The organism is Streptomyces sp. NPDC047841 (assembly GCF_040704085.1).
Taxonomy (GTDB): Bacteria; Actinomycetota; Actinomycetes; order Streptomycetales; family Streptomycetaceae; genus Streptomyces; species Streptomyces argyrophylli.
Map to the genome: position 1 here is coordinate 453,547 of NZ_JBEYRP010000003.1, position 23,464 is coordinate 477,010.

22 protein-coding genes are annotated in these 23,464 nt (G+C 71.7%); 1 reads left to right on the top strand and 21 read right to left on the bottom strand.

Annotated elements, in window-relative coordinates; translation table 11 throughout:
* Positions 1–239 precede the first annotated feature (239 nt).
* Positions 240–1,025 carry an SGNH/GDSL hydrolase family protein gene (locus AB0947_RS06685; protein ID WP_366749187.1) on the bottom strand — a complete coding sequence of 262 codons (786 nt, stop codon included), beginning with the start codon at positions 1,023–1,025 and terminating at the stop codon, positions 240–242.
* Between the two features lie 223 nt (positions 1,026–1,248).
* The gene (locus AB0947_RS06690) at positions 1,249–3,324 is read right to left on the bottom strand and encodes an alpha-galactosidase (protein WP_366749188.1); all 2,076 of its coding nucleotides are present in this window, start codon (positions 3,322–3,324) and stop codon (positions 1,249–1,251) included.
* 172 nt (positions 3,325–3,496) lie between these two features.
* Here AB0947_RS06690 and AB0947_RS06695 point away from each other — a divergent pair, with 172 nt between their 5' ends.
* On the top strand, positions 3,497–4,294 hold the full coding sequence (locus tag AB0947_RS06695; RefSeq protein ID WP_366749152.1) for a tyrosine-protein phosphatase: 798 nt from the start codon (positions 3,497–3,499) through the stop codon (positions 4,292–4,294).
* Between the two features lie 28 nt (positions 4,295–4,322).
* Here the strand turns inward: AB0947_RS06695 and AB0947_RS06700 are convergent, their stop codons facing one another.
* The 19 genes from AB0947_RS06700 to AB0947_RS06790 form a co-directional block, all read right to left on the bottom strand.
* Positions 4,323–4,445, bottom strand: a complete 123-nt coding sequence (locus AB0947_RS06700; protein ID WP_037824369.1) for a DUF6126 family protein — start codon at positions 4,443–4,445, stop codon at positions 4,323–4,325.
* A complete protein-coding gene (locus tag AB0947_RS06705) occupies positions 4,442–5,071 on the bottom strand; it encodes an XRE family transcriptional regulator (protein WP_366749153.1) in 630 nt (209 codons plus the stop codon). The genes AB0947_RS06700 and AB0947_RS06705 overlap by 4 nt, the downstream gene beginning before the upstream one ends.
* A 90-nt stretch (positions 5,072–5,161) precedes the next feature.
* On the bottom strand, positions 5,162–6,547 hold the full coding sequence (locus AB0947_RS06710) for an aspartate aminotransferase family protein (RefSeq protein WP_366749154.1): 1,386 nt from the start codon (positions 6,545–6,547) through the stop codon (positions 5,162–5,164).
* Positions 6,544–8,442, bottom strand: a complete 1,899-nt coding sequence (gene dxs, locus AB0947_RS06715) for a 1-deoxy-D-xylulose-5-phosphate synthase (RefSeq protein ID WP_366749155.1) — start codon at positions 8,440–8,442, stop codon at positions 6,544–6,546. The genes AB0947_RS06710 and dxs overlap by 4 nt, the downstream gene beginning before the upstream one ends.
* Before the next feature lie 31 nt (positions 8,443–8,473).
* A complete protein-coding gene (ispG, locus tag AB0947_RS06720; protein ID WP_366749156.1) occupies positions 8,474–9,607 on the bottom strand; it encodes a flavodoxin-dependent (E)-4-hydroxy-3-methylbut-2-enyl-diphosphate synthase in 1,134 nt (377 codons plus the stop codon).
* Positions 9,608–9,611: 4 nt separating this feature from the next.
* Positions 9,612–10,634 (bottom strand): adenosyl-hopene transferase HpnH, encoded by a 1,023-nt coding sequence (hpnH, locus tag AB0947_RS06725; protein WP_014676208.1) that lies wholly within the window; start codon positions 10,632–10,634, stop codon positions 9,612–9,614.
* A 5-nt stretch (positions 10,635–10,639) separates the two neighbouring features.
* Positions 10,640–11,281 carry a 1-hydroxy-2-methyl-2-butenyl 4-diphosphate reductase gene (locus AB0947_RS06730; protein ID WP_366749157.1) on the bottom strand — a complete coding sequence of 214 codons (642 nt, stop codon included), beginning with the start codon at positions 11,279–11,281 and terminating at the stop codon, positions 10,640–10,642.
* A 1-nt stretch (position 11,282) separates the two neighbouring features.
* A complete protein-coding gene (gene shc, locus AB0947_RS06735; protein WP_366749158.1) occupies positions 11,283–13,313 on the bottom strand; it encodes a squalene--hopene cyclase in 2,031 nt (676 codons plus the stop codon).
* A 119-nt stretch (positions 13,314–13,432) separates the two neighbouring features.
* A complete protein-coding gene (locus AB0947_RS06740; protein WP_366749159.1) occupies positions 13,433–14,566 on the bottom strand; it encodes a polyprenyl synthetase family protein in 1,134 nt (377 codons plus the stop codon).
* Entirely contained in the window at positions 14,566–15,984 is a 1,419-nt protein-coding gene (gene hpnE, locus AB0947_RS06745) for a hydroxysqualene dehydroxylase HpnE (protein ID WP_366749160.1), read from the bottom strand. Before hpnE ends, AB0947_RS06740 begins: the two co-directional genes overlap by 1 nt.
* Positions 15,981–16,244, bottom strand: coding sequence for a DUF6380 family protein (locus tag AB0947_RS06750; RefSeq protein WP_366749161.1), 264 nt, complete (start codon positions 16,242–16,244; stop codon positions 15,981–15,983). The genes hpnE and AB0947_RS06750 overlap by 4 nt, the downstream gene beginning before the upstream one ends.
* Positions 16,244–17,206 carry a presqualene diphosphate synthase HpnD gene (hpnD, locus tag AB0947_RS06755; protein WP_366749162.1) on the bottom strand — a complete coding sequence of 321 codons (963 nt, stop codon included), beginning with the start codon at positions 17,204–17,206 and terminating at the stop codon, positions 16,244–16,246. The genes AB0947_RS06750 and hpnD overlap by 1 nt, the downstream gene beginning before the upstream one ends.
* Positions 17,203–18,099 (bottom strand): squalene synthase HpnC, encoded by an 897-nt coding sequence (hpnC, locus tag AB0947_RS06760; protein WP_366749163.1) that lies wholly within the window; start codon positions 18,097–18,099, stop codon positions 17,203–17,205. The genes hpnD and hpnC overlap by 4 nt, the downstream gene beginning before the upstream one ends.
* Positions 18,100–18,460: 361 nt before the next feature.
* Complete coding sequence (locus tag AB0947_RS06765) at positions 18,461–19,249, bottom strand: ABC transporter ATP-binding protein (protein WP_366749164.1); 789 nt, start codon at positions 19,247–19,249, stop codon at positions 18,461–18,463.
* Positions 19,242–20,171: an ABC transporter permease gene (locus AB0947_RS06770; protein WP_366749165.1), complete on the bottom strand. Its 930-nt coding sequence runs from the start codon at positions 20,169–20,171 to the stop codon at positions 19,242–19,244. Before AB0947_RS06770 ends, AB0947_RS06765 begins: the two co-directional genes overlap by 8 nt.
* A 90-nt stretch (positions 20,172–20,261) precedes the next feature.
* Positions 20,262–21,134, bottom strand: coding sequence for a glycosyltransferase (locus tag AB0947_RS06775; protein ID WP_366749166.1), 873 nt, complete (start codon positions 21,132–21,134; stop codon positions 20,262–20,264).
* A gap of 8 nt (positions 21,135–21,142) precedes the next feature.
* Positions 21,143–21,922 carry a CDP-alcohol phosphatidyltransferase family protein gene (locus tag AB0947_RS06780; protein WP_366749167.1) on the bottom strand — a complete coding sequence of 260 codons (780 nt, stop codon included), beginning with the start codon at positions 21,920–21,922 and terminating at the stop codon, positions 21,143–21,145.
* Entirely contained in the window at positions 21,900–22,961 is a 1,062-nt protein-coding gene (locus AB0947_RS06785; RefSeq protein WP_366749168.1) for an iron-containing alcohol dehydrogenase family protein, read from the bottom strand. The genes AB0947_RS06780 and AB0947_RS06785 overlap by 23 nt, the downstream gene beginning before the upstream one ends.
* Positions 22,949–23,464, bottom strand: a 516-nt coding sequence (locus AB0947_RS06790; RefSeq protein ID WP_366749169.1) for a phosphocholine cytidylyltransferase family protein, incomplete at its 5' end; no start/stop codon positions are given. The genes AB0947_RS06785 and AB0947_RS06790, both read right to left, overlap by 13 nt.

Below are 23,464 nucleotides of genomic sequence, written 5' to 3' on the forward strand. Positions count from 1 at the left end.
CGTGCCGGGCCGGCCCAGCGCGGAGTTCCAGCCGGAGACCGAAGCCGGGGGCCGGCTGTTCAGGCCCGGCCTGGAGCGACCGCGCCGCCGGCGACGCTCCGCCCGCGCTGCCGGACGCAGTCGTCCGGCTGCCGCTCCTGTTCGCCGAGCCCCCCGACCCGGCGCCGCCGGTGATCTGCGACAACGGCCCGCGCCGGTGGTGCGGGCGCGGGCCGTGGCGGGGCGGTGGGGCGGCCGGGTCAGGCCACCGCGGCGATCCGCATCCTGATGTCGTCCGGTGACAGCGTGCCCTTGGCGGTCACGTGGTCGCCCGAGGACTCACCGCGCAGCCGGCGGCCGATCCAGGGGACGAGGTACTCCCGCGCCCACTGGACGTCGTCGCGGCGGATCTCCAGTGTGCCCCGGGGCGGCAGCGGCGGCCACGGCTGCTCCGGGTCGGCCGGGACGTCCAGGCCGAGGACCTGTCCCGCGCGCAGCGCCACGCGCGTGTGCCCCTCGGGCGAGAGGTGCAGCCGGTCGCTGTCCCAGGCCCTGCGGTCCTGCACGGACTTGAGGGACCACAGGTCGAGGACGGGGCAGCCGTACCGGTCGGCGATGGCGCGGACGTGACCGTTGTAGGTGGCGATCTTGCCGCGGAGGTGCTTGAGGACGGGGACGCCACGGGTGTCGAAGCCGGTCGTCACCATCACCGTGCCGGCGGCCTGCGTCAGCCGGGCCAGGGCGCGTTCGAAGCGCTCGGCCACCTCGTCGGGGTCGGTGCCGGGGCGGATGATGTCGTTGCCGCCCGCGCAGAAGGAGATCAGGTCCGGAGCCAGGTCGATGGCCTGCGGCACCTGGTCGGCCACGATCTGGTCCAGCAGCTTCCCGCGCACGGCGAGGTTGGCGTACTGGAAGTCGCCCTCGGGACGCCGGTCGGCGAGCAGGACCGCGAACCGGTCGGCCCAGCCCACGAACGCCCCGTCGGGGCCGGGGTCGCCGACGCCCTCGGTGAAGCTGTCCCCCACCGCCACGTACGACCCGATCACTGATCTGCTGTCATTCTTCGAATCGTCTGCCACGTCGGACCATGATTCACCTTCGGATGTGACCTACGCGACCGTAAGCCGGACTTGACGAACGGTGAGATGAGCCACTCTTAAAGAGTTCGCAAAGCCAGGAATAGAAGTTGCACGGTACACCGAAGGCCGGACCCGGGGTCGCGGGCCCGGCCTTGTACGCCCCTCCTCACGGGCCACGCCCGCGCAAGGATCAGATACGGCGCAGCCGGATGACCGTCGCGTCCAGGTCGCCCTTGAGCCCGGTGCGCAGCCCGTGGTGCAGCAGTACGGCACCGCGGTGCACTTCGCCCGTCTCGGGGTTCTCGTACGACGCCGTCGGGTCGAGCCCGCGCAGCCGCACCGCCGGCACCGGCTCGCCGTAGCTCTGCGCCTGAAGCCAGGCCAGGACGACGGTCTCCTCGCCACGGACGTACTGCACGGCGCTCAGACCCCCCGCCGGGGGCCGCAGCCGGTACAGCTCCCCGTGCTGCACGACCGGGCGGATCTCCTTGTACAGCTCCACCCACCGCCGGGCCTCGGCCAGTTCCTCCGCGCTCCACTCCGTCAGGTCGCCGCCGACCCCGAGCACGCCCGCCATGGCGCTGACGAACCGGAAGCGCAGCGAGCTGGCGCGTCCGTTGAGCTGGGTGTTCGGGCTGTCGGTGACCCAGGCCGCCATCACGCGCGCGGGGTGGACTTGCGTGAAGCCGTGCTGGATGGCGAGCCGGTCCAGCGGGTCGGTGTTGTCGGAGGTCCACACCTGGTCGGTGCGGCCGAGCACGCCGAGGTCGATCCGGCCGCCGCCGCCCGAGCAGGACTCGAAGGCGACCCCGGGGTGCGCGGCGCGCAACCGGTCCAGCAGGGCGTACAGGGCGCGGACGTGGTCCACCCACAGGCGCTGCGGGTACGGCTCCCCGGGCCAGCCGGCGTCGGTGAAGCAGCGGTTGAAGTCCCACTTCACGTAGTCGATGGGGGCGCTGGACAGCAGGGTGTCCAGCTGCTCCCACAAGTACTCCTGCACGTCCTCGCGCGCGAGGTTGAGCACGAGCTGATTGCGCAGTTCCGTACGCTTCCGTCCCGGCTGGTACTGCACCCAGTCCGGGTGGGCCCGGTACAGGTCGCTGTCCGGGTTGACCATCTCGGGCTCGACCCAGATGCCGAACCGCATGCCGAGCCCGTGCACCTGGTCGGCGAGCGGCTTGAGGCCCTGCGGGAAGCGGTCGGGGTTGGGGGTCCAGTCGCCGAGGCCGGCGCGGTCGCTGGTGCGGGCGCCGAACCAGCCGTCGTCGACGACGAACAGCTCGATCCCGATGTCGGCGGCCCGGCGGGCGAGCGCGAGCTGCTGCTCCTCGGAGATGTCGAAGAAGGTGGCCTCCCAGGAGTTGAACAGCACGGGCCGGTCCTGCCCGGCGTCCGGGATGACGTACGCCCGCTGGTAGGCGTGCCAGGCCCGGCTCGCGCCGCCGAAGCCGCCGTCGCTCCACAGCCCCGCGAAGACCGGGGTGGTGTACGACTCCCCGGGCGCGAGGAGCAGCAGCCCGGAGTCGTCGTAGCCGGCGCCGCCGGTGATCTGCACGCGCGCGTCCGGGAGCTGGGCGACCGCTATGCGCCAGGAGCCGGACCAGCCGAGCGCGCAGCCGTAGACCTCGCCGCGTTCCTCGGTGGCGTCGGTGTCGAGGGCCACCCAGGGCAGGTGCTGGTGGCCGGTGTGGCCGCGGCGGCTGCCGATGACCTTCTCGCCGTAGGTGAGGGGGGAGGTGGTGAGCCGGGACTCCGCGGCCCAGCGGCCGTGCAGCTGGGACAGCCGCCAGCCCTCGCGGTCGGGCAGGGTCCAGGTGGCCGCGTCGGCCCGCAGCAGCTCCACGCGCGCGTGGGCGCCGTTCTCGACGGTCACCCAGCGCTCCACGACGTCAGCGCGCATCCGGTAGTGCAGGGTGATCGCCACGCCGTCGTCGTCGAAGCGCAGCCGCAGCTCGCCGTCCTGCGTGGTGTCGGACGACACGAAGCGCCACTCGGTGCCGCGCCGCTCCTCGGTGCGGACGGACAGGGCGGGGCGCACGAAGCGGGGGCCGCCCTCGACGGGGTACTCCTCGCGGCCGTCGAGCGGGGACTCGAAGGGCCAGTAGCCGGGCAGCGGGCTCACCGCGAGCGCCTCGGCGTCGGCGAGGGCGATCCGCGGCCCCCAGTGCAGGTGCAGCAGCTCGTCCGCGTCGGTGAGATGCAGGGCATAGCTGCTGCTGGGGCCCGACAGGAGCCACGTACGACCGTTTTCGGCGATGTCCACCATCGAGACCTCACAGGTGCCAACAGATCCGCTCAAGTGCCAACATCATCAAGGGCCGCGGACCCCTCTGACAATGCCTGTGGACAACTCATTGCCCGAGGAAATCGATGCCGTATGGTCGTCGGAGCTCCCGCCGCCGAGCCGCGACGGCGGGGACCGACCGGGAGGAGCCCCCGTGACGCAGCAGGTCCCTTCGACCGAGCCGGAGCTGGCCGGAGTGCGCAATTTCCGTGACGTGGGCGGGCTGCCGACCACGGACGGCCGGCGGGTGCGGCACGGCGTGCTGTTCCGCAGCGGGCACCTGGCGCACGCGACGGAGGAGGACGCGGCCTTCCTCGCCTCCCTGGGCCTGCACACGATCTTCGACTTCCGTAACGCGGCCGACCACAAACTGGAGGGCCCGGACGTCGAGCTGCCCGGCGTGCGGAACGTGAACCTGCCGCTGAGCGACCCGGCGGACGGCGCCGAGTTCTGGAAGATGGTCCGCGACGGCGACCTCGACCAGCTGCGCGCGATCCTGGACGACGGCAAGGGCGCGGCCCGGATGATCGCCTCCTACCGGAAGATCGTCACGGAGCGCACCGCCGAGCACGCGCGCGTGCTGCACGCGCTGGCCGACGACAGCGTGCCCGCGCTGATGCACTGCGCGGCCGGCAAGGACCGCGCGGGCATCTCCGTGGCGGTCACGCTCCTCGCGCTCGGGGTGGAGCGGGACGCGATCGTCGCCGACTACCTGGAGTCGGGCGCCGCGCACCGCCGCTACCGGGTGCGCCGCAGCGGCAGCGCGCACACGGCGTACACCCCCGAGGTGATGGAGCTCCTCGACCCGCTCTTCGACGCCCGCGCCGAGTACCTGGAGGCGGCGTTCGCGAGCATCGAGGAGACCTGGGGCGACGTCGACGCCTACCTGGCCGAGGGACTCGGCCTCACCCCCGGTGCCCGCGAGCGCCTGCGCGCCCGCCTGCTGGACTGACGGGAGGACGCCGGCCGCCGGTTGCGCCCTATCCCTTGCCGCCCAGCGCGAACAGCAGGTAGAGGAAAGCGGCCAGCACGTGCCCGAGGGCGATGTAGATGATCAGCCGGATCCACAGGGATCGGGGGAACTTCTCCTCGAAGTTGCTCATGGCAGCTCTCCGGTCAGCGGGCCCAGGCACAGCGTGGCCGTGGGGCTCTGTAGCAGGGTGTGGACGAACAGCAGCTCCACGCCGTCGTGGTGCTCGGCGGCGAGGCGGTGCGGGGTGAGCGAGTCGAAGTGCGCGCTGTCACCGGGCCCCAGCAGGTGCGCGGTGTCGCCGAGACGCAGGCGCAGGCGCCCCTTGAGGACGTAGAGCCACTCCTCGCCGGGGTGCACGCGCACGATGTCGCCCTGCGAGCCGTACGGCACCCGCACGCGCAGGGCCTGCATGCCGCGGCCGGGGGCCCCGGCCTGGACGTACGTCCACCCGCCCGCGCGGGTCGGCTCCATGTCGGCGGCGCGCACGATCGCGTCCCGGTCGGCGGCCGTCTCACCGAGGAGCTCGGAGACCGTCGTACCGTAGATACGGGCGAGCGCGAGCAGCATCGGCAGCGACGGCTGACGCTGCCCGGTCTCCAGCCGGGACAGGTGGGCCGGGGAGAGCCCGGCGTCGCGGGCCGCGGCCTCCAGCGTGAGGCCCGCGCGCCGGCGCAGGGCGCGCAGCTGCGGCGCGACGGCGGGCAGGCCGTCCTCCGGAGCCGGGCCCGTCGCCGGCGCGGCGTCTGAGGCGTTCATGCCTCTATTCAGCAGCAGCCTTGCCTCAGAGGCAATTTTCTTGCCTCTGAGGCAAAAGAGCGTGGAGCGCCGTACCGGCCGGCACCCCCGTCAGCGGTTGGCCACCGCCTGCTTGATCAGGGTCTTGCCGAAGTCCCACATCAGGCCGCCACCGCTGTGCGCGTCGTCCATGACCGCGGTGAAGGCGTCCACGAACCGGTTCACGTCGGCCTCGTCGACCACCAGGGGCGGAATGAGCTTGATCACCTCCAGGTGGTCACCGGAGACCTGCGTGAGGATGCGGTGCTTCTGCAGCAGCGGTACGACGACCATCTGGGCGAACAGCCCCTTGCGGGCCGCCTGGAGCATGGCCCAGCGGCTGCGCAGCTTCAGCGAGGACGGCTTGCCGAACTCGATGCCGATCATCAGGCCCCGGCCCCGGACGTCGGCGAGCAGCTCGTAGGTGTCGACCAGCGCGGCGAGCCGGGACTTCAGCAGCTCGCCGGTCCTGCGCACGCCGGCGACGATCTGCTCGTTCTCCATGACCGAGAGCACGGCGAGCCCGCACGCCATCGCCTGGGCGTTGGAGCCGAAGCTGGCCGAGTGCACCAGCACCCGGTCCATGGACGAGTAGACCTTCTTGAAGATCCACTCCTTGCCGAGGGTGGCGCCGACGGGCACATAGCCGCCGGAGAGGGCCTTGGCGACGCACACCAGGTCGGGTTCGACGCCGTCCTCGTGCTGGTACGCGTAGAAGTCACCGGTGCGGCCCAGGCCCGTCTGCACCTCGTCGGCGATGAGCAGCGCCTTGTGCCGGTGCAGCAGCTCCTGCGCGGCCCGCAGATAGCCCGGTGGCGCCTCGTGGACGCCCTTGCCCTGGATCGGCTCGACGATCAGCGCGGCGACGTCGCCCTTCGCCAGCTCGCGCGCCAAGGCGTCGAGGTCGCCGAGCGGTACGGCGGTGTCGGGCAGCAGCGGGGCGAAGCCGTCGCGGAAGCCGTTCTCGCCGTTGACCGAGAGGGATCCGGTGGTCAGGCCGTGGAAGGCGTGGTCGCAGTAGAGGACGCGCGGTCTGCCGGTGGCGTACCGGGCGAACTTCAGGGCGGTCTCGACCGCCTCGGTGCCGCTGTTGCCGAAGAAGACGCGGTCCAGGTGCGGGCTGTGGGCCAGCAGCCGTTCGGCGAGCAGGCCGGGCAGCGGCTGGCAGTCGAAGCGGGTGAGGTCGGCGAGGTCCAGGTCCAGGACGTCGTGCAGCGCCTTGCGGACGACCGGGTGGTGGCGGCCGAGGCCCATCACGCCGAACCCGGCGAGCATGTCCAGGTAGTCGTTGCCCTCCGCGTCGAAGAAGTGCGCTCCCTCGGCACGCTCGTAGACCTTGTCGAAGCCGATGGTGTGCAGCATGCGCGGCAGCTGCGGATTGAGGTGCCGCGCGTGCAGCTCGTAGCGCTCGGCTCCGCGCTCGGCGAGCAGGGCGCCGAGGTCGAACTCGGTGGTCATTCACTCTCCTTGACTGCGCCGCCGACGTCCTTGACGGCCAGGCTCGCGCTGATCCGCCCGGCGATCTCGACGGGCGTGAGACCGATGTCGGCCAGCACCTCGCCGCGCTTGGCGTGCGCGAGGAACTGCTCCGGGATGCCGAACCGCCGTACCGGCACGTCCACGTCGGCGTCGCCCAGGGCCAGCGCCACCGCCGAACCGACGCCCGCCGCCCGGCTGTTGTCCTCGACGACGGCCACCAGGCGGTGCCCGGCGGCGAGGCCCGGCAGCGCGGGGTCGACCGGCTTGACCCAGCGCGGGTCGACCACCGTGCACCCGATGCCGCGGGCTTCGAGCAGCTCGGCGGCCTGGAGGCACACGGAGGCCATCACGCCGACGGCCACCAGCAGCACCTCGGGCTCTTCGGCGCGGTGCAGGACGTCCATGCCGCCGACGCGGCCGAGCGCCGGGAGGGACGGGCCGACGGACTCCTTCGGGAAGCGGACCAGGGTGGGCGCGTCGTCCACGGCGACCGCCTCGCGCAGCTGGGCGCGCAACTGGTCGGCGTCGCGCGGGGCGGCGATCCTGAGTCCCGGGACGACCTGGAGGACGGACATGTCCCACATGCCGTTGTGGGAGGGCCCGTCGACGCCGGTGACGCCGGCCCGGTCCAGGACGAAGGTGACCCCGCAGCGGTGCAGGGCGACGTCCATCAGCAGCTGGTCGAAGGCGCGGTTGAGGAAGGTGGCGTAGACGGCGACGACGGGGTGCAGCCCGCCGGTCGCGAGGCCGGCCGCGGAGACGGCGGCGTGCTGTTCGGCGATGCCCACGTCCCACACCCGGTCCGGGAAGCGCTCGGCGAACTTCCCGAGGCCGACCGGGTGCAGCATGGCCGCCGTGATCGCCACGACGTCCTCGCGCTCCTCGCCGATCCGCACGATCTCCTCGCCGAACACCGAGGTCCAGGAGGGGCCGCCCGCCGGGGTGAGCGGTGCGCAGGTGAGCGGGTCCATCACGCCGACGGTGTGGAAGTGGTCCTCCTCGTGCGCGAGGGCGGGCTCGTAGCCGCGGCCCTTGACGGTGAGGCAGTGGACCAGGACCGGACCGTGGAAGCGTTTCGCGCGGCGCAGCGCGGACTCGACGGCGCCGATGTCGTGGCCGTCGATCGGCCCGAGGTACTTCAGGCCCAGGTCCTCGAACATGCCCTGCGGGGCGAAGGCGTCCTTGAAGCCCTTCTTCGCGCCGTGCAGGGACTCGTACAGCGTGGAGCCGACGACCGGGGTGCGCTGGAGCATGTCCTTGCCCCAGGCGAGGAGCTTCTCGTAGCCGTCGGTGGTGCGCAGCGTGGCCAGGTGGTTGGCGAGGCCGCCGATGGTGGGGGCGTACGACCGCTCGTTGTCGTTGACGACGATGATCAGCGGCCGGTCCTTGGCCGCGGCGATGTTGTTGAGCGCTTCCCAGGCCATGCCGCCGGTCAGCGCGCCGTCGCCGATGACCGCGACCACGTGGCCCTTCTCCCCCAGCACCTGGTGGGCCTTGGCGAGTCCGTCGGCCCAGCCGAGCGCGGTGGAGGCGTGGCTGTTCTCGATGACGTCGTGCTCGGACTCCTCGCGCGAGGGGTAGCCGGACAGTCCGCCCTTGCCGCGCAGCTTGGAGAAGTCCTGACGGCCGGTCAGGAGCTTGTGCACGTAGCTCTGGTGGCCGGTGTCCCACAGGATGCGGTCGACCGGTGACTCGAAGACCCGGTGGAGCGCGATGGACAGTTCCACGACGCCCAGGTTGGGGCCGAGGTGACCGCCGGTCCTCGACACCGCGTGCACCAGGAACTCACGTATTTCCTCGGACAGTTCACCGAGTTCCGCCTCGGACAGCGCCTTCAGGTCGCGTGGTCCCCGGATCTTCTCCAGAATGGTCACGCTCGGGCCCCCTCTCGGTCCGTGCCTTGCCTCAACTCACTTGGTCTGCGGGGCTCGTCCGCTCGGCGAGCTTCATGGCCTCCTCGACGAGGGTCTCCACGATCTTCGACTCGGGGACGGTCTTGACGACCTCGCCCTTGACGAAGATCTGGCCCTTTCCGTTGCCCGAGGCAACTCCGAGGTCGGCCTCGCGGGCCTCGCCCGGACCGTTGACCACACACCCCATCACCGCGACCCGGAGCGGCACTTCCATGCCGTCCAGCCCGGCGGTGACCTCCTCGGCCAGCTTGTACACGTCCACCTGGGCCCGGCCGCAGGACGGACAGGAGACGATCTCCAGCCGCCGCTGCCGCAGCCCCAGCGCCTGAAGGATCTGGATGCCGACCCTGACCTCCTCGACGGGCGGCGCGCTCAGCGACACCCGGATGGTGTCCCCGATGCCCCGGGACAGCAGCGCCCCGAAGGCCACCGCCGACTTGATCGTGCCCTGGAAGGCGGGACCGGCCTCCGTGACGCCCAGGTGCAGCGGGTAGTCGCACTGTTCGGCGAGCTGCCGGTAGGCCTCGATCATCACGACCGGGTCGTTGTGCTTGACGGAGATCTTGATGTCGCGGAAGCCGTGCTCCTCGAAGAGCGACGCCTCCCACAGCGCCGACTCCACCAGCGCCTCCGGGGTCGCCTTGCCGTACTTCTCCAGCAGTCTCCGGTCCAGCGAACCGGCGTTGACACCGATCCGGATCGGCGTGCCGTGGTCCTTGGCGGCCCGCGCGATCTCCTTGACCTGGTCGTCGAACTTCTTGATGTTGCCCGGGTTCACGCGAACCGCCGCACAGCCGGCCTCGATGGCGGCGAACACGTACTTCGGCTGGAAGTGGATGTCCGCGATCACCGGGATCTGCGACTTGCGGGCGATGGTCGCGAGGGCGTCCGCGTCGTCCTGCGTGGGGCAGGCGACGCGGACGATCTGGCAGCCGGACGCGGTGAGTTCCGCTATCTGCTGCAGCGTGGCGCCGATGTCCGAGGTACGGGTCGTCGTCATGGACTGCACCGACACCGGGGCCCCGCCCCCGACCGCCACCGGCCCGACGTGGATCTGCCGCGACTGCCGTCGCGGCGCGACCGGACGGGCCGGTACCCCGGGAAGGCCCAAGGGAACGGCGGTCATCGCCTCACTCCCGGTTCCCGGAGACGGTCTCGCGCATCGCCCGCAGGGACTCCTTCAGGGAGCCCATGGTGGCGAGGACGGCGGTCGGCTCGTAGCCGCAGTGCGCCATGCAGTTGTCGCAGCGCGGGTCCTTGCCGCGGCCGTACTTGTCCCAGTCGGTCTTCTCGATGAGTTCGCGGTACGTCGGCACGTACCCGTCGCTCATCAGGTAGCAGGGGCGCTGCCAGCCGAAGAGCGAGTAGTTGGGGATCGCCCACGCGGTGCACGGGAAGTCGACCTTGCCCTCCAGGAAGTCCAGGAAGAGCGGGGAGTGGTTGAGCCGCCACTTCTTGCGGTTGCCGCCCGCGAAGGCCTTCCGGAACAGCTCGCGGGTCTGCTCGACGCCGAGGAAGTGGTCCTGGTCGGGGGCCTTCTCGTAGGCGTAGGCGGGCGAGATCATCATCTCGTCGACCTTGAGGTCGTCGTTGAGGAAGTTGAGCACCTCGATGATGGTCTGCGGGGTGTCGGTGTTGAAGAAGGTGGAGTTGGTGGTCACCCGGAAGCCGCGCCGCTTGGCCTCCTTGATGGCCTCCACCGCCTCGTCGAAGACGCCTTCCTTGGCGACGGACTCGTCGTGCCGCTCCCGCAGCCCGTCGATGTGCACGGCGAAGGCGAAGTAGGGCGAGGGCGTGAACTTGTCCATCTTCTTGCGCAGCAGCATCGCGTTGGTGCACAGGAAGACGTACTTCCGCTTCGCCACCAACTGCCGCACGATCTCGTCGATCTGAGGGTGCATCAACGGTTCACCGCCGGCGATGGACACCATCGGCGCGCCGGATTCCAGCACCGCGCCCACGGCCTGGGCCACCGGCATGCGCTGCTTGAGCACACCGGCCGGGTGCTGGATCTTGCCGCAGCCCTCGCACTTCAGATTGCAGGCGAACAGCGGTTCCAGCTCCACGATGAGCGGGAACTTGTCCCGCTTGCGGAGCTTCTGTTCAGCCAGGTATGTCGCGACCTTGATGGACTGGCGCAACGGCATGGCCATCTGGCTCACCTCCGAGGGAGCAGCAAAGAACGGTGCCATTCAAAAAATGAGGGAAGGACGGAACGAAGAACGCGGAAGGCCGATATCCCACCGCGCACCGTGCCGATCCGGACGAGTTCGTGTTCCGGGGCGTCCACGACCACCCGGACGGCCGCGACCGGGCGCTCGCCCGTGCGGACGGCCGTGCGGAGCGTGGCCGCCGACTCCATGTCGACCGCGATCGCGCCGGTGGCCAGCAGATCGTACCGCTCGGGCCCCCGTACGACGTGGTCGGAGCCGGTGAGCGGGCCGGTGTGGACCGTGCGTCCGGGCAGCAGGCGCACGAGTTCCTTGACCAGCAGGTCGGTACCCACGCACGGGACGGTCCCGTGCGCGTCCCGGGTCTCCTCGGCGACGACCAGGTCGCCGGGGTGCATGCCGGGCGCGAGCCCGGCACAGAAACCGGTGGCCAGCACGGCGGTGCCGGCCGCCGCCGGGCCGGCGAGGTGCCGGCCGACGGAGCGTTCCGCCGCCTTCGGGCCCATGCCCGTGCGGACGACGGTGTACGGCCCGTCCGCCCCGCTCCTGTCACCGGTGCGCAGGGCGAGGTGCTCGATGCCGAGCGCGCAGGCGATCAGCAGCGGGGCCGGGGCGGGCTGGTCGGTCAAGTCAGCTCCCCGTCGCCCGTGACGCGGCCGCCTTGGCCCTGACGAGCAGCTTGCGCTCGAAGGGGTCGCCGTGCAGGTAGCGGCCGAGCGCGGTGAGCGGGAACACCTGGCGGTACAGGTGGTAGTTGATGGAGAAGTCCCAGGGGAAGCCGGTGCCGGTGAAGTACGGCTCGTCCCAGGTGCCGTCCTCGCGCTGGGTCTCGGCCAGCCACTGGATGCCGCGCTCGACGGCCTTGGAGTCCTTCTCCCCCGCCGCGAGCAGCGCCATCAGCGCCCACCCGGTCTGCGAGGCGGTGGACGCGCCCCGGCCGCTCCATTCCCTGACGTACTTGTAGGAGCGCAGGTCCTCGCCCCAGCCGCCGTCGTCGTTCTGGACGCTCTCCAGCCAGACCACGGCCCGCCGGATCGCCGGGTGCGAGCCGGGCAGTCCGGCCGCGGTCAGCGCGGGCACCACCGAGCCCGTGCCGTAGATGTAGTTGACGCCCCAGCGGCCGAACCACGCGCCGCTGGGCTCCTGTTCGGCGAGCAGCCAGTCGATGCCGCGCCGGGTGCGCGGGTCGTGGGCGAGGCCCTCGGCGGCGAGCATCTCCACGACGTGCGCGGTGACGTCTGCGGACGGCGGGTCGATGACCTCGCCGAAGTCGCAGAACGGCAGCCGGTTGGGGAACGGGCTGGTGTTGTCGACGTCGAAGGCGCCCCAGGCGCCGTTCTTCGACTGCATGCCGAGGTTCCAGCGCACGGCCCGCCCGATCGCCTTGTCGACGCGCTCGGGGTCGTGGTGCCGGACCCGGCGCAGCGCGAGGGCGACTTCGGCGGTGTCGTCGATGTCCGGGTAGTTGTCGTTGTGGAACTCGAACGCCCAGCCGCCCGGCGGCAGTCCGGGACGCTTCACGGCCCAGTCGCCGGGCCGGACGATCTCCTCGCCGAGCATCCAGTCGGCCGCCTTGACCAGTTGCGGGTGGTCGACGGGCAGACCGGCGTCCACGAGGGCGATCGTGGCCAGGCAGGTGTCCCAGACCGGGGACTGGCAGGCCTCGATCATGCGGGCGCCGTCCTCGCGCCAGACCGCGAAACGGTCCAGCGAGGCGAGACCTTCACGCATCACGGGGTGCTGGAGGTCGTAGCCGAGCAGGTGCAGGGCGATGACCGAGTACACGGCCGGGGGCTGGATGCCGCCCCAGCAGCCGTCGTTCTCCTGCCGCTCGATGATCCAGCGGGCCGCCGCGTTCATCGCGGCCTTGCGCAGCCTGCGCGGGGCGACCCTGCGGAACTGGTGCAGCGCCTTGTCGATGCGCTGGAAGGCGCCGTCCCAGCTGGCCAGCGGGGCCAGGGGGCGGGGCGGGTTGGGCCGGGCCGGGTCGGTGTGCAGTTCGTCCAGCGCGAAGGGCGCGGGGCGCACCGGGCGCTTGGCCGAGACGATGGTGAGCGGGACGATGGTCTGCCGGGCCCAGCATCCGAAGTCGTAGATGTTGAGCGGCATCCAGGTGGGGAACCAGATCAGCTCCGGGGGGAGTTCGGGCAGATCCTCCCACTTCCACCAGCCGAACAGGGCGAGCCAGATCCGGGTGAACACGCGGGCGGCGGCGATGCCGCCGCGCTCGCGGACCCAGGCGGACGCCTTCGCCATGTGCGGGGCGTCGGGCGCGTCGCCGGCCAGGCGCAGGGCGACGTACGCCTCGATCGTGGTGGACAGTTCGCCGGGGCCGCCGTAGAAGGTGGCCCAGGTGCCGTCCTCACGCTGCTCGCCGCGGATGAACTTCGCGGCGGCCCGCGTGGTCTCCTCGTCCTGGATGCCCAGGAACTGCCGGAGCAGCAGGTCCTCGGCGTCCATGGTGACGTTGGTCTCCAGGTCGCCCTTCCACCAGCCCTCCGAGTCCTGCCGGGAGAGCAGGAAGTCGGTGGCGCGCCGTGCGGCGCGCGCGGCGGCTTCCTGTACCCCGGCCGCCTCGGGGGTGGTGAGGGTGGTGTCGCTGGCCGCGGCAGCCCGGGACGGCAAGGTCGCCCCGGTACTTCCGTCGGTCGTCGCTGTCATGGCTTCCCCTTCGTGCAGTCGTGCGAGTCGTGCTGCTGTGGGTCCGCCGTCGGCCGGTCTCCTGCGAGGTGGGCGGAGACCGGCCGGCGACTACGCGAGGCTCGTCAGCCCAATGGTGATCATCTCTTCCGTACGACGACGAAGTCCGCGAGCGCCGTGAAGGAGTCCCGTACCCGGTCGGGCATGTCGACGGCGTCGAGGGCTTCGATGGCGATGGTGTGCTGACGGCGTGCCTCCGCCGCCGTCCACTCGCGGCCGCCCGCCTCCTCGATGAGGGCGGCGCGGGCCGCGAACTCCTCCTCGGAGAAGTTCTCGAAGTCGCTGCTCTTGGCGTCGGCGGCGAGGATGTCGCCGAGCTGCTCGGAGGCGGGGCCGCCGGCCGCGAGCGCGGCCACGACGGGCAGGGACTTCTTGCGCTGGCGCAGGTCGCTCCAGGTCTGCTTGCCGGTGGCCTCCGGGTCGCCCCAGATGCCGAGCAGGTCGTCCACGGCCTGGAAGGCGAGGCCGAGGTGGTAGCCGTACCGTTCCAGCGCATCGGCGGTGGCGTCGTCCGCGCCACCGAGGACCGCGCCGATGGAGCAGGCGCAGGCGAGCAGGGCGCCGGTCTTGTTGCCCTCCATTTCCAGGCACTCCTCGACGCTGACCCGGTCGCGGTGCTCGTAGGAGATGTCCTGGGCCTGACCGTCGATCAGGGCGCGGGTGGCCGTGGTCAGCCGGCGGGCGGCGCGGCCGGCCTCGACCGTGCCGAGTTCCAGCAGGACCTCGCCCGCGAGGGCGAACAGGGCGTCGCCGACCAGGATGGCCTGGGCGGGGCCGTGCACCTTCCAGACGGTGTCCCGGTGCCGGCGCTGCTCGTCGCCGTCCATGAGGTCGTCGTGCAGCAGGGAGAAGTTGTGCACGAGCTCGACGGCGACCGCGCCCGGGACGCCCGCCTCGGGTGCGGCGCCGGTGACCTCGGCGGAGAGCACGGCGAGCGCGGGGCGGACGGCCTTTCCGCCGTCGCCGTCGGCGGGGTTGCCGGCGGCGTCGATCCAGCCGAAGTGGTAGGCGGCGACGGTGTCCATGGGAGGCGCCAGGCGGTCGACGGCCGTGCGCAGCACCGGTGTGGCCAGGGTCCGGCCGCGCTCCAGCAGCGCGGTGACGTCCACCGCGGCCCGTGGAGCGGGCGTCGAGGCCGGGGGCACAGTGGGCACAGTCTCTCCTCTTGTTGCGGTACCGGGGGTGCGGGGGCCGGCCGCCTGCCGGCGGGGCATCAGGCCGCCTCCTCGAACGCGAAGAGGTGGCGCGGGCGGGGCCGGCCCAGGGCGCCGAGCGCGGCGTCGGCCGCGCTCACTCCGCTGCGGACCGCACTCTCCATGGTCGCGGGCCACCCGGTGGCGGTCCACGCTCCGGCCAGGTACAGGCCGGGGGCCTTGGTGCGGGCGCCGGGCCGCAGCCGCCCGACGCCGGGGGTGGGGGCGAACGTCGCCGTGCGCTCCCGGGTCACGAAGAAGTCCAGCACCTCGGCCGCGCGCGTGCCCGGGATCAGCCGCTCCAGCTCGGGCAGGTAGCGCTCGCGGAGTTCGGCGACCGGAGTGTCGATGTCGTCCTGCGCGGCAGACTGGGACACCGCCAGGTACTGTCCGGTGCGCAGCCCGGAGGCGTGGGTGCGGTCGAACACCCACTGCACGGGCGTGCCGAGGGCCGCGAAGAAGGGCCGCGCGAGCACCTTGCGGTCGTACACCACGTGGACGTTCAGGATCGGCGCGGTGCCGATCCGGAGCAGCCGCTCGGGCGCGTCGAGGGCGCCGGGCGGCAGCAGGTCGTGGGCCTCGCGCTGGGGTACGGCGAGGACGACCGCGTCGGTCTCGATGTTCTCGCCGGGAACCTGAACGCTCCACGTCCCGTTCTCGTTGATGGAGACGGAGGTGACGCGTGTACGGACCTCGGTACGCACGCCCGCGGAGTCGAGCGCCTTGCGGGCCAGCCGGTCGTGCAGTTCGCCCAGCGGGACGCGGGCCCAGCCGATGTCGGCCGCGCCCGGGTCGGACAGCAGACCGGTCTTGAACACCATCGCGGCGAGCCCCAGCGAGGCGTCGCCCGCGACCGCGTTGAGGGTGGCGACCCCGACCAGGTCCCACAGGGCCTCGACGGCGCGCGCCGACTGACCGTGCGCGGCCAGCCAGCTGCCGAAGTCCTGGGTGTCCAGGGCCGGATCGGCGAGGTCGAGTCCCTTCAGCGCGAGCGCGGCCCGCCCGACGGCCGCGCGCTCGGCGAGCGAGAGGTGCGGATAGGCGGCCAGGCTGCGCCCCAGGTGGAGGGGGACGGGCAGCGGGTCGCGCCGCAGCCTGCCGAGCCGCCGCCCCGCGGGCTTGGCGACGTCGACGACGGGCACGTCCAGACGGTCCTGCAGCGGTGCCAGCGCCGCGCCCTCGATCCGTTCGAGGAACCAGCGGTAGGCGGTGCAGCAGCGCAGGTACACGTGCTGGCCGTTGTCGACGGTCAGTTCGCCGCGCTGGAAGGAGAAGGCGAGGCCGCCTAGCCGGGGCCTGCCTTCGAGCAGGGTGACCCGGACGCCCGCGTCGGCGAGGGCGAGCGCCGCGGTGATCCCGGCGAGGCCGCCGCCGACCACGACCGCGCTGCGGCCCGCCGTGCCGGGCGGCGCCGGTGCGGGGGGTGCGCCGTCACTCATCGTGCGTCCTTCCGTGCGTGCGCGAGCGCTCCGCGAGCAGGGCCCGCAGGGGCCGTCAGCCGTCCGCGGGCCGGTCGTGGCTGGTCGTGCCCACGCGGCGGTTGCCGCGTGTCGGACACAGCCTCGCGCGTCCTCGGGGCGCGCGCCCGATGGCTGAACGGTGCACGCCCGGCCGTCGCAGTCAGGGACGCCACGCCGAAGAGGAGGGTTGCCTGTCGCGTGCCGTCCGGTTCGGCCGGCTCTGGTGCGGTGCGCTGCATCAGGCGCGCCTCCGGACGGAGCGCCGGGAGACATGGCGGGTCACGTGCCGGGTGTCGAGCCCGGACAGGCCGCGCACGGCGACGTAGGCCTTCTCGTGTCCGGGCAGCGAGACCCGGCCGCGCAGGACGGCCTCCGGGTCGCGCTCGATGCGGTCGAGCAGCCGGCGGTAGATGCCGGCCATCGCGGCCACGCAGGCGCCGCTGCGGCGGTCGAGCATGGGCAGCAGCCGGTAGCCCTCGGCGAACAGGGCGCGGGCGCGCCGCACTTCGAAGTGCACGAGGCCCGCGAAGTCGGAGCCCTCCGGCGGGGTCGGTCCGTTGAACCCGGCCGAGCAGCCGAACTTGGCGAGGTCGTCGGCGGGCAGGTAGGTACGGCCGCCGGCCGCGTCCTCGCGGACGTCGCGCAGGATGTTGGTGAGCTGGAGGGCGAGGCCCAGCGTGTCGGCGTACTCGGCCGCGCGCTCGGCGCCGCGCGCGCCCTGTTCGGTGCCGAACACGCCGAGCGAGAGACGGCCGATGGCACCGGCGACACACCGGCAGTAGACCTTGAGGTCGTCCCAGGTCTCGTAGGTCTCCCCGCGCACGTCCATCTGGACGCCGTCGATCAGCTCGTCCAGGCCGCCGAGCGGGATCGGGAAGGCGCGCGCGGCGTGGCTGAGGGCGACGGCCACCGGGTCGGTGTCGTCCTCCTCGACCTCGCCCTCGCGGATCCGGGTGAGCAGCGCCCGGGTGTCCTCCAGCCGCGCCAGCTTGACCTCGCCGGCCAGGTCACCGTCGCCGATGTCGTCCACGCGCCGGGAGAACGCGTACAGCGCCGACATGGCGCGGCGCTTGGCCGTCGGCAGCAGCCGGATGCCGTAGGCGAAGTTACGGGCCTGCTGCCCGGTGACGGCCTCGCAGTAGCTGTAGGCGGCGAGTACCGGTGCGGACACGTGCGGCGGAGAATCCACGGTCCGGATCACCCCTCTCCTCGCAGGATCACGCCCGCCTCACGCAGCAACTGGACCTTGCCGGGTCGGGGCGGGCCGGGAAGTACGTCGTATTCGGCGGCGGCGATCGCCCTGATCGCCGCCCTTCCTCCCGCCACGAACCCTGCGAGCAGCAGCTTGAGCCTGCCGTGGACGCTACCCACCAGGGGGGAGCCTTCATTCAGCAGATCGCGGGCGCGTTGTGCTTCGTATGCAACCAGGGCGCGCACCGATGCGCCCGTGATTTTCGCGGCGAGGTCCGCTTCCTGGACGTGAAAACGCTTCATGTCCTCGGCGGGCAGGTAGATCCGGTCGCGGCCGAGGTCCTCGGCGACGTCCTGGAGGTGTTCGACGATCTGGAGCGCCGTGCAGATCGCGTCGGACAGCCGGATCCGCTCGGGAGTGGAGGTGCCGGTGACGGCGAGGACGAGGCGGCCGACCGGGTTGGCGGAGAGTTCGCAGTAGGCGAGGAGGTCGTCGTAGGTCTCGTACCGGGTGACGAGCTGGTCCTGGCGGTTGGCGGCGATCAGCCCGAGGAACGGCTCGGGGGTGAGGCCGTGGCGGCGGACCGTGGGCTGCAGGCGGCGCAGCAGCGGGTGGCGCGGGGTGCCGTCGAAGACGCGGCGCAGATCGGCCTCGAAGGCGTCGAGGAGGACCAGGCGGTCGGCGGCCCCGGCGGGCGACACGCCGAGCAGCCGGGCGTCGGCGCCGCCGGGGGCGAGGTCGCCGTCGCCGATGTCGTCCACCAGACGGGCGAAGCCGTAGACGGCCATGAGGTCGGCGCGCCAGGCCCGGGGCAGGAAGAAGGGGGCCACCGGGAAGTTCTCGCTCGCGGCCTTGTCCAGGGTGGCGCGTTCCAGGTCGGGCGCCTCGGCGGTGGCCGTCATCGGGCGCTGCCCGGGGCGTGGACGGCACATGCTCCGCCGAGCAGGGGAGTTTCCGTAGCCATTGCCGTCACATCTCCCGTTCTACACTGCCGATCCGATACACACTATTTCGGACACGCCGCCCCGCTCCGCGCAGGCGTGTCCGCCGCAGGAGGGAGCGCATTATCGCCCCACTTGCCGCTTTCCGACGCCGGTACAGCTTACGTTGTACAACGCGGCGCGGCGCGGCAGGGTGTCCTGCACATCACAACAACACACCGATTGCCTTCAAGATTCCTAACAGCAGACGGAGTTGACGTTTCCTTTGCAGACGGAAGGGCCCCGTCCGGAGGGATTCCGGCGGGGCCCTGGCCGAAACGGGTCACTTGCCCGTGAACTTCTCGTACTCCTTGAGGACCTCTTCGGTCGGCCCGTCCATGCGCAGCTCACCGCGCTCCAGCCACAGCACCCGGTTGCAGGTGTCACGGATGGACTTGTTGTTGTGGCTGACCAGGAAGACCGTGCCGGCCTCCTTGCGCAGTTCCCGGATGCGCTCCTCGGAGCGCATCTGGAACTTGCGGTCTCCGGTGGCCAGGGCCTCGTCGATCATGAGGACGTCGTGGTCCTTGGCGGCGGCGATGGAGAAGCGCAGGCGCGCCGCCATGCCGGAGGAGTAGGTGCGCATCGGCAGGGTGATGAAGTCGCCCTTCTCGTTGATGCCCGAGAAGTCGACGATGTCCTGGTAGCGCTCCTTGATCTGCTCCCGGGACATGCCCATGGCGAGTCCGCCCAGGATGACGTTCCGCTCTCCGGTGAGGTCGTTCATCAGGGCCGCGTTCACGCCCAGCAGGGACGGTTGGCCGTCGGTGTAGACCTTGCCCTTCTCCGCGGGCAGCAGGCCGGCGATGGCCCGCAGCAGCGTCGACTTGCCGGAGCCGTTGGAGCCGATCAGGCCGATGGCCTCGCCGCGGTAGGCGACGAAGGACACCCCGCGCACCGCGTGCACCTTGCGCACCCCGCGCGCCGCGTCGTCGGAGCGGCGCCTGAGGATCCGGCTCAGGGCCGCCGTGGCGCTGCCCTTGCCGGTCTTGGCGCCGTTGACCCGGTAGACGATGTGCAGGTCGTCCGCGATGACCGTCGGGCGACGGTCCTCGGTGTTCTGCTCAGCCACGGCCGTACCGCTCCTCCGCTTTCCAGAAGTACACGAAGCCGCCCACGGCGAAGAGCACGGCCCAGCCGCCGGCCACCGCCCACACGTGGTCGGGCAGGTTCTCGGAACCGTAGCCGTCGATCAGGGCGAAGCGCATCAGGTCCATGTAGACGGCGGCCGGGTTCCACTGCAGCGCCGTCGCGATCCACTGCGGCTTGTCCTCCAGCATGATCGGGATGGAGAACATCACGCCCGAGGCGTACATCCACGTCCGCATCACGAACGGCATGAGCTGGGCCAGGTCCGGGGTCTTGGCGCCCGCACGGGCCATGATCAGAGCTAGGCCGGTGTTGAAGAGGAACTGCAGGGCGAGCACCGGCACGATCAGCAGCCAGGACATGTCCGGATAGCTGCCGAACCCGATCGCCACCAGGAACAGCACGATCATCGAGAACAGCAGCTGCTGGAGCTGCTGGAGCGAGAAGGAGACGGGCAGCGAGGCGCGCGGGAAGTGCAGGGCCCGCACCAGGCCGAGGTTGCCGGAGATCGCGCGGACGCCCGACATCACCGAACTCTGCGTGAAGGTGAACACGAACACGCCGGTGACCAGGAACGGGATGTACACGTCCTGGGACATGCCGCGGCTGGCGTGCAGGATCAGCCCGAAGATGAAGAAGTACACGGCCGCGTTCAGCAGCGGCGTGGCCACCTGCCAGAGCTGGCCGAGCTTGGCCTGGCTGTACTGCGCGGTCAGCTTCGCCTGGGAGAAGGCGAGGATGAAGTGGCGGCGCCCCCAGAGCTGACGGACGTACTCCACGAGCGAGGGCCGGGCGCCGCTCACGGCGAGCCCGTACTCGGCGGCGAGCTGGGCCGCCGTCAGCCCCTCGTCGGGCGGCGCGGCCGCGGTCACGGCGACCGTGCCGTCGTGCGTGGTCTCACTCACAGGTGGAAACTTTCGTCTTCGGATTCGCGTGCGGGTTCGTCGTCCCGTGCGCCCGTCCGCGGGCGCCCGGGCCCTTGGGGGACGAGCTTGTCAGATGACCGGCGGACGGCCCAGTCGGGTGAGTCGCCACACCGTACGCCAGCGCATCGGCCGGCGGGGACCGCAAGGCGTGGTCCAGCCTTCCCGGAAGCCGCCGAACCATGCCTTCAGGGCCGGCCGCGAGGGGCGGCGGAGCAGCGTGAGCAGCAGCCAGACGCCGAGGTAGACCGGGACCAGCAGGGCCGGGAGGTTGCGGCGGGCGAGCCAGACGCGGTTGCGGGCGACCATGCGGTGGTAGACCGCGTGCCGCGACGGGGCGGTCGTGGGGTGGTACAGCACCATGTCGGACCGGTAGTCGATCATCCAGCCCGCGTCGAGGGCCCGCCATGCCAGGTCGGTCTCCTCGTGCGCGTAGAAGAACGCGTCCGGCAGCCCGCCGACCTCCGCGAGGACGCGGGTGCGCACGGCGTTGGCGCCGCCGAGGAACGTGGTGACCCGGGAGGAGCGCATCGGGTCGGAGGCGCGCAGCCGGGGCACGTGCCGGCGCTGCGTCTCGCCGGTGTCGGGGTCGGCGATGCGGAAGCTGATGATGCCCAGTTCCGGGTCGGCGGCGAAGGCCTCGCGGCACAGCTCGGCGGTGTCGTGGCGGGCGAGCAGGCCGTCGTCGTCGAGGAAGAGCAATATGTCGACATCGCGGCCGCCGGGCCCGAAGGCCTCTATGCCGACGTTGCGCCCGCCGGGGATGCCCAGGTTCTCGGGCAGCTCGACGGTCCGCACGCCCTCGGGCACGTCCGGGACGGGCGAGCCGTTGCCGACGACGACCACCTGGACCGGGTCGCCGTCCTGCTTGGCGACGGAGTCGAGCAGGGCCCGCAGCTCCTCGGGCCGGTTGCCCATGGTGATGATGACGGCACCGACCTTCATGGGCGCGCTCACTTCAGCCTGCTGGAGGCGAGGATGGACACCAGGTGCAGCAGCGTCTGGAGCAGGGCGATGCCGGCGAGGACGGCCGTGCCGAGGCGGGTGAAGAACAGGTCGCCGCGGGCCTGGTCGACGATCGCGAGGACGACGATGAGCAGCGAGGCCTCGATGCCGAGGATCAGCCGGTGGAACTTCAGCGCCGAGGCGGCCCGGCGGGCCAGCGCCATGCCGGAGGAGCGCGGCTCCGCGGCGGCCTCCTGCACCGGGGGCCTGCCGGTCTGGTGCCGGGCCACGCCGACCAGGTCGGTCTCGGCCTTGATCAGGATGGCACCGAGCGCGGCGAGGGTGCCGAGGAAGGCCCACAGCCAGTCGATGCGGCCGGTGCCCCACAGGTCGGCGGCGCGCAGGCCGAGGCCGACCAGGACGGCCGCGTCGGTGAGGTAGGCGCCGACGCGGTCGAGGTAGACCCCGCCGAGGGAGTACTGCTTCCTCCAGCGGGCGATCTCGCCGTCGACGCAGTCCAGCAGCAGGTAGAGCTGGGTGGCGACCACGCCGAGCACGGCGCCCGCGATCCCCGGCACCAGCAGGGCCGGGGCCGCGAGCACGCCGCAGACGGTCATCAGGTACGTGAGCTGGTTGGGCGTGACCCTGGTGTTCACCAGGTAGCGGTCGACGCGCAGGGACACCTCGCGCATGTAGAGGCGTCCCGCCCAGTGCTCACCGCTGCGCCGGTCCTTCACCCCCGCGGGGTGGACGACCGGACGGAGTTCAGCTACCGATGGCCTTGACATAGTCGGCGTAGATGTCCTTGATCTGGTTCGTCTTGAGTTGGAGGTGTTCGAGGATCGTGTAGCGGCCCGGCCGGGTCTCGGGGGCGAACTCCACCGCGCGGACGAACTCGTCCGCCGTGAAACCGAGCTCCTCCGGCAGCACCGGGAGCCCGTGGCGGCGCAGCACCTCGGCCATGTACGCCGACTCCTCGTGGGCGCCGCGCAGGTACATCGCGAAGGCGGCGCCGAGGCCGCACTGCTCGCCGTGGGCCGCGGCGCGCTTGGGGTAGAGCAGGTCGAAGGCGTGGTTGATCTCGTGGCAGGAGCCCGAGGCGGGCCGGGAGTCACCGGAGATCGACATGGCGACACCGGTGAGGACCAGCGCCTCGGCGAGCACCTGGAGGAACGTGTTGTCCCCGATGCCGCCGGGGTGCCGCAGCACCGCCTCACCGGCCTGCCGGGCCATGGCGGCGGCCAGGCCGTCGATCTGCTCGCCGTTGACGCGGTTGGCCAGCTCCCAGTCCGCGACCGCGTTGATGTTGGAGATGGCGTCACCGATGCCGGCGCGCACGAAGCGGGCCGGGGCCTCACGGATGACGTCCAGGTCGATCACGGCCGCGATCGGGTTGGGCACGCCGTAGGAGCCGCGGCCCGCGTCGTTGTCGAGGGTGGCGACCGGTGAGCACAGGCCGTCGTGCGCGAGGTTCGTCGGTACGGCGACCAGGGGCAGGCCGACGCGTGCCGCGGCGAACTTGGCGCAGTCGATGATCTTGCCGCCGCCGAGGCCGACGACCGCGTCGTAGTGGTCGGCCTTCATCTCGCCGGCCAGCCGGACGGCGTCGTCCAGGGTGCCGCCGCCGACCTCGTACCAGACCGCGCCGGGCAGCGTGGGGGCGACGCGCTCGCGCAGCCGGGCCCCGGAGCCGCCGCTGACGGCGACGGCGAGCCGCCCGGAGTGCGAGATCCGCTGGTCGGCGAGCACACTCGCCAGGTCGTCCAGGGCACCCGCGCGGATGTCCACGACGACCGGCGAGGGGATCAGCCGGGTCAGTACTGGCACGCGATCTCCCGCCCGCGCGCGAGGTCGTCGTGGTTGTCGATCTCGACCCAGCTCACGTCGCCGATCGGCGCCACGTCGACCTTGAAGCCGCGGTCGACCAGCTCCTGGTAGCCGTCCTCGTAGTACAGCTGAGGGTCGCGCTCGAAGGTCGTCCGCAGCGCGTCGGCCAGCTCCTGCGCCGCCTCGCCCTCGATCAGAGTGACGCCGATGTACTCACCGGTCGCCTCCGCCGGATCCATCAGCTTGGTGATCCTGCGCACACCCTTGGCGGGGTCCACGACGACCTTCATCTCCTCGTCGGCCAGACTCTTCACCGTGTCCAGGGCGAGGATGATCCGCTTGCCCTCGCCCCGCGCGGCGAGCAGGGTCTTCTCGACGGAGACCGGGTGCACGGTGTCGCCGTTGGCCAGGATCACGCCGTCCTTCAGCGCGTCACGGCCGCACCACAGGGAGTAGGCGTTGTTCCACTCCTCGGCCTTGTCGTTGTCGATGAGGGTCAGCTT

Coding starts and splice junctions, on each gene's coding strand:
- AB0947_RS06690 (WP_366749188.1), bottom strand. CDS start 3,324: ATGGTGGACATCGCCGAAAACGGTCGTACGTGGCTCCTGTCGGGCCCC.
- AB0947_RS06700 (WP_037824369.1), bottom strand. CDS start 4,445: ATGAGCAACTTCGAGGAGAAGTTCCCCCGATCCCTGTGGATCCGGCTG.
- AB0947_RS06705 (WP_366749153.1), bottom strand. CDS start 5,071: ATGAACGCCTCAGACGCCGCGCCGGCGACGGGCCCGGCTCCGGAGGAC.
- AB0947_RS06710 (WP_366749154.1), bottom strand. CDS start 6,547: ATGACCACCGAGTTCGACCTCGGCGCCCTGCTCGCCGAGCGCGGAGCC.
- ispG (WP_366749156.1), bottom strand. CDS start 9,607: ATGACCGCCGTTCCCTTGGGCCTTCCCGGGGTACCGGCCCGTCCGGTC.
- hpnH (WP_014676208.1), bottom strand. CDS start 10,634: ATGGCCATGCCGTTGCGCCAGTCCATCAAGGTCGCGACATACCTGGCT.
- shc (WP_366749158.1), bottom strand. CDS start 13,313: ATGACAGCGACGACCGACGGAAGTACCGGGGCGACCTTGCCGTCCCGG.
- AB0947_RS06740 (WP_366749159.1), bottom strand. CDS start 14,566: ATGCCCCGCCGGCAGGCGGCCGGCCCCCGCACCCCCGGTACCGCAACA.
- hpnE (WP_366749160.1), bottom strand. CDS start 15,984: ATGAGTGACGGCGCACCCCCCGCACCGGCGCCGCCCGGCACGGCGGGC.
- AB0947_RS06750 (WP_366749161.1), bottom strand. CDS start 16,244: ATGCAGCGCACCGCACCAGAGCCGGCCGAACCGGACGGCACGCGACAG.
- hpnC (WP_366749163.1), bottom strand. CDS start 18,099: ATGACGGCCACCGCCGAGGCGCCCGACCTGGAACGCGCCACCCTGGAC.
- AB0947_RS06775 (WP_366749166.1), bottom strand. CDS start 21,134: ATGAAGGTCGGTGCCGTCATCATCACCATGGGCAACCGGCCCGAGGAG.
- AB0947_RS06780 (WP_366749167.1), bottom strand. CDS start 21,922: ATGTCAAGGCCATCGGTAGCTGAACTCCGTCCGGTCGTCCACCCCGCG.